The organism is Streptomyces palmae (assembly GCF_004684805.1).
In the GTDB taxonomy this organism is placed as follows: domain Bacteria; phylum Actinomycetota; class Actinomycetes; order Streptomycetales; family Streptomycetaceae; genus Streptomyces; species Streptomyces palmae.
On record NZ_SRID01000483.1, the window covers coordinates 1 to 4,421 of the forward strand.

Here is a 4,421-nt window from a genome sequence, read left to right on the forward strand (position 1 = left end):
ACAGACCACCGCGCGCTCAACAAACCACCGGCCCCAGCAGACCGCCGCGCACCCGACAGGGCGCCCCACGCCCAACAGACCACCCGGCCCCCACCAGACCGCCGCGCACCCGACAGGGCACCCCACGCCCGACAGGATGCCGGGCGACGTGGCCGAGGCCATACAGATTGGCGGTGCCGGTCGGCCCCCTCGCCTTTCTAGGCTGAAGCGCTCCGTCCGACCAGCGATCCGAGGTACGCAACGTGACCCTCACCGAACACTTTGAGGTCGTTCCCGACCCCGCGGCCGGCGCCGCCGTCAAGGCCGCCGATCGCGCGCACGTCTTCCACTCCTGGTCCGCCCAGGGGCTGATCGACCCGCTGGCCGTGGCCGGCGCCGCGGGTTCGTACTTCTGGGACTACGACGGGAAGCGCTACCTCGACTTCTCCTCCCAGCTGGTGAACACCAACATCGGCCACCAGCACCCCAAGGTCGTCGCCGCGATCCAGGAGCAGGCGGCCAAGCTGTGCACCATCGCCCCCGGCTTCGCGGTGGACGTGCGGTCCGAGGCGGCACGGCTGATCGCCGAGCGCACCCCGGGTGACCTGGACAAGATCTTCTTCACCAACGGCGGCGCCGAGGCCGTGGAGAACGCGGTACGGATGGCGCGGCTGCACACCGGGCGCAGCAAGGTGCTGTCCGCGTACCGCTCGTACCACGGGGCGACCGCGGCCGCGATCAACCTCACCGGCGACCCGCGCCGTTGGCCTTCCGACACCGCCTCGGCCGGTGTGGTGCACTTCTGGGCGCCGTTCCTCTACCGCTCGCCGTTCCACGCCGAGACCGAGGAGCAGGAGTGCGAGCGCGCGCTGCGGCACCTCGAGGACACCATCGCCTACGAGGGCCCGCAGACCATTGCCGCGATCATCCTGGAGACGGTGCCGGGCACCGCCGGGATCATGGTGCCGCCGCCCGGCTACCTGGCCGGCGTCCGGGAGATCTGCGACAAGTACGGCATCGTCTTCGTCCTGGACGAGGTGATGGCGGGCTTCGGACGCACCGGGCGCTGGTTCGCCGCCGATCACTGGGACGTCACCCCGGACCTGATGACCTTCGCCAAGGGCGTCAACTCCGGCTATGTGCCGCTGGGCGGCGTCGCCATCTCGGCCGAGATCGCCGCCACCTTCGACACCCGCCCCTACCCGGGCGGCCTGACCTACTCCGGCCACCCGCTGGCCTGCGCCTCCGCCGTCGCCACCATCAACACCATGGCCGAGGAGCGGATCGTGGAGAACGCCGCGGAGATCGGTGAGCGGGTCCTCGGTCCCGGGCTGCGGGAGCTGGCCGAGCGCCACCCCTCGGTGGGCGAGGTGCGCGGCATGGGCGCGTTCTGGGCCCTGGACCTCGTACGGGACCGGGCCACCCGGGAGCCGCTGGTGCCGTACAACGCGAGCGGGGCCGACAACCAGCCGATGGCCGAGTTCGCCGCCGCCTGCAAGCAGCGCGGGCTGTGGCCGTTCGTCAACATGAACCGGACGCACGTGGTGCCGGCCTGCACCGTCACCGAGGCGGAGGCCAAGGAGGGCTTGGCCATCCTGGACGAGGCGCTGACCACCGCGGACGCGCACACGGTCTGAGGCGCCGGAGGCCCGGCCGCCACCCCGCCGGGGCGGTCTGCCGGGGGCAGAGAGGTGCAGACCACGCGACGGCCCTCGCTTATCGTGAGGCGGGGGCCGTCTGCCGAAGCGTGCACACGGCCGTGCCGCAGCACGTTTCACATGTGAAGGAGACGGTCGTCGATGCCCGAGCCCGGCAGTAGTCCGGTCAGGCGCAGCACACTGCGTCAGCAGATCGCCGACGCGCTGTGCGACGAGGTGCTCGCGGGCAGACTCCCGGCCGGCCGGCAGTTCACCGTGAAGGAGATGGCCGACCAGTACGGCGTGTCGGCCACGCCCGTCCGTGAGGCGCTGATCGACCTGTGCTCGCAGGGCCTGCTGGACGTGGAGGAGCACCGCGGCTTCAGGGTGCACGAGTTCACCCTGGACGACTTCCGGTCGATGCTGGAGGCCCGCTCGCTGATCGCCGAGGGGCTCTTCCGCCGCTCGGTCACCGACATGGTGCACGCCGTCGCGCCGGAGGCCCTGGTCTCGGTACGGCGCCGGGCCGAGGAGGCCGAACGCGCCGCCCGCCTGGGCGACCTGGACATCCTCATCGGCTACGACCTGCGGTTCTTCCGCGAGTTGACCTCGCTGATCGGCAACAACTACATCACCGACTTCCTCCAGCGGATGCGGGTGCAGTCCTGGGTGTTCATGGTGCCCTACCTGCGCCGGCTGCCCGATCTCGCCGGGGTGCTGTGGGCCGAGCACTCCCGGCTCACCGACGCGGTGACCCGTGCCGACGGTGTGGAGACGGAGCGCATCATCAGCTCGTACAACTCCCACTCGCTGGTCCTGATCGAACGGCTCGCCCAGGGCTGAGTCCCCGCGGACCGCCCTGGTCCCCACCCGGGCGCGGAAGTCCCCGACGGCACCCTTCGCGCGGCGTACCCGGGGCACTACGCTGGCCCGACCGGGCCCCGCCGGGCCGACTGCCGACCCACCCTGGATAATCCCGGTCAACCACCATCGACTTCGAACAAGTCCAGTCCACTCCGTACGGCACCCGATAACTCCCGATTACTCCTCAGGAATCCGGCCGCTCCGGCCGACTTCGGTTCCGGTCGGGCTCGGTCGACTCCGGTCGATTCCGGCCCCCATTGCCGAAGCCGGAATCGAACCGATCGGTGCCCACCCCACAACGAGAGCGAGATCGCGTGGCATGTGACCTCTGGCTGGTCCCCCTCGTCGACGTGCTGTGCCACAGCCCCGACAACCCCTTCGCCGAGGAGATCGCGGCGTACGACAAGGTGCTCGGCGAGTCAGGACTGCCCCCGGTGCCCGTCTTCGGCTACATGCCGGGCCTGTCGGGGGACGTCGCCCCGGTCGCGGGCTTCGACTACGACGCGCTGCACTTCCTGCGCCGCGCCTACCTGCTGCACCTGTGCGGCCTCCCGGTCACCCCGGTCGACGAACTCCGCGGAGACTACGAACAGTTGCTGGAAATGTTCGAGAGCGCCGCGCAGCAGTCGCACCTGGTCTGGCACTACGACCATGCCGGGGCCTATGTGCCGGTGGACTTCGCGGCCCCGCTGAGCAGCGACGAACTCATGGAGGGCGGCGGCCCCCTGGGGTCCAGCCACGGCCTGCTGCGCGAACTCCAGACGGTCGCGCCGGCGCTGGGCATCGACCCGGTCAACCCGCCCGCGGCCCCGGCGCCGCCGTCGCGCCCCACCAGCCTGGAGGAGCCGGCGGCCACCACCCCGTACGAGGACGGGCCGTTCGCCCGGGAACGCCACGTATGGCTCGGCCTGCACGCGGCGGCGACCCGCAGCCTGGGCCAGGGCTCCATGATCGTCTTCAGCTGACGGCCTCGCCGGCGCAGGCCCGGAGCGCCGGCGCCGCCGCTACGGGACCCATGGCCCCGGACCGCTCAGCGGGGCGGCTCCGGGGGCCGCTGGCGGGGCATGTTGGGCCGGGTGACCGGCGGCAGCGGGAAGCGGCCGGCGGGGACCCCGCCGTCCGGGCGGGGGCCCCAGGCCGCCAGCGACTGGGTGTAGAGCGGCACCGGACCGGAACCGAACTCCACCAGCCAGCCCGCCGTTTCGATGCGCACCAGCTCCGCCATGTCCTCGGTGAACCGCCGCAGCACGCCCAGGCAGCGGTCGGCGGCCTCGCTCGCGGTGCCCTCGGCCGGCCCCAGCACCTCGCGTACGCACTCCGCCGCCCAGTCGAACTGCAGCGTCTCCAGCCGCCGGTGCACCGCCTGCGCCGTCGCCACATCCCGCATCCAGCCCGCGGTCAGCCCGAAGAAGCGGTCCCCGGCCACGCACGCCACCGCCAGCAGCAGCGGCAGCGCGGCCCAGGCCGCGCCGTGGTCCAGCACCCCGTTCAACTCCAGCAGCGGCAGCGCGGCCCCGGTCAGCGCCCCGGCCCCGGCCACGGCGCGCAGCGCGCATGCCGTACGCCGCTTCCACACCCGGTCGGCCAGGTACCACCGCACCACCCGCAGCGCACCGCGCTCCACCCACTGGTAGAGCTCGTCCAGCCGCGCCGCGGGCTCGCCCCAGTCGCCCAGCGGGAGGGGCCGGCCCAGCAGATCGCTCCGCCCGTGACCCGAGTCCGGGCGGGGCGGCCCCTCGGGTCGCATCTCCGGTTGGCTCACCGTGCACTCCCTGCTGCGGCTGCGATTCCTGACGGGAGTCACCTTCCTACCGCCGAACGGTGGGTCTTAACGGGTGGATCGGGGGTTTTCCGACCGTAAGAGGTGGTCGATCGGATAAACGGAGCGTTTCCGCCCCCACCCGCCCTCACCCGAAAGAGGACACCCGACCACTCCCCGCA

General features: G+C 72.1%; 4 protein-coding genes. 3 read left to right on the top strand and 1 reads right to left on the bottom strand.

Annotation, left to right across the window (positions count from 1 at the left end):
* The first annotated feature begins 242 nt into the window (after positions 1-242).
* From E4099_RS29595 to E4099_RS29605, 3 genes are all read left to right on the top strand, one after another.
* Positions 243-1,616, top strand: a complete 1,374-nt coding sequence (locus E4099_RS29595) for an aspartate aminotransferase family protein (protein ID WP_135342188.1) — start codon at positions 243-245, stop codon at positions 1,614-1,616.
* 162 nt (positions 1,617-1,778) lie between these two features.
* Positions 1,779-2,459 (top strand): GntR family transcriptional regulator, encoded by a 681-nt coding sequence (locus tag E4099_RS29600; protein WP_135342189.1) that lies wholly within the window; start codon positions 1,779-1,781, stop codon positions 2,457-2,459.
* Positions 2,460-2,794: 335 nt separating this feature from the next.
* Positions 2,795-3,445, top strand: a complete 651-nt coding sequence (locus E4099_RS29605) for a hypothetical protein (RefSeq protein WP_135342190.1) — start codon at positions 2,795-2,797, stop codon at positions 3,443-3,445.
* Between the two features lie 65 nt (positions 3,446-3,510).
* Here E4099_RS29605 and E4099_RS29610 read toward each other — a convergent pair whose 3' ends face one another.
* Positions 3,511-4,242 (bottom strand): SLATT domain-containing protein, encoded by a 732-nt coding sequence (locus tag E4099_RS29610; RefSeq protein ID WP_386389154.1) that lies wholly within the window; start codon positions 4,240-4,242, stop codon positions 3,511-3,513.
* Positions 4,243-4,421: the final 179 nt, after the last annotated feature.

Coding starts and splice junctions, on each gene's coding strand:
- E4099_RS29600 (WP_135342189.1), top strand. CDS start 1,779: ATGCCCGAGCCCGGCAGTAGTCCGGTCAGGCGCAGCACACTGCGTCAG.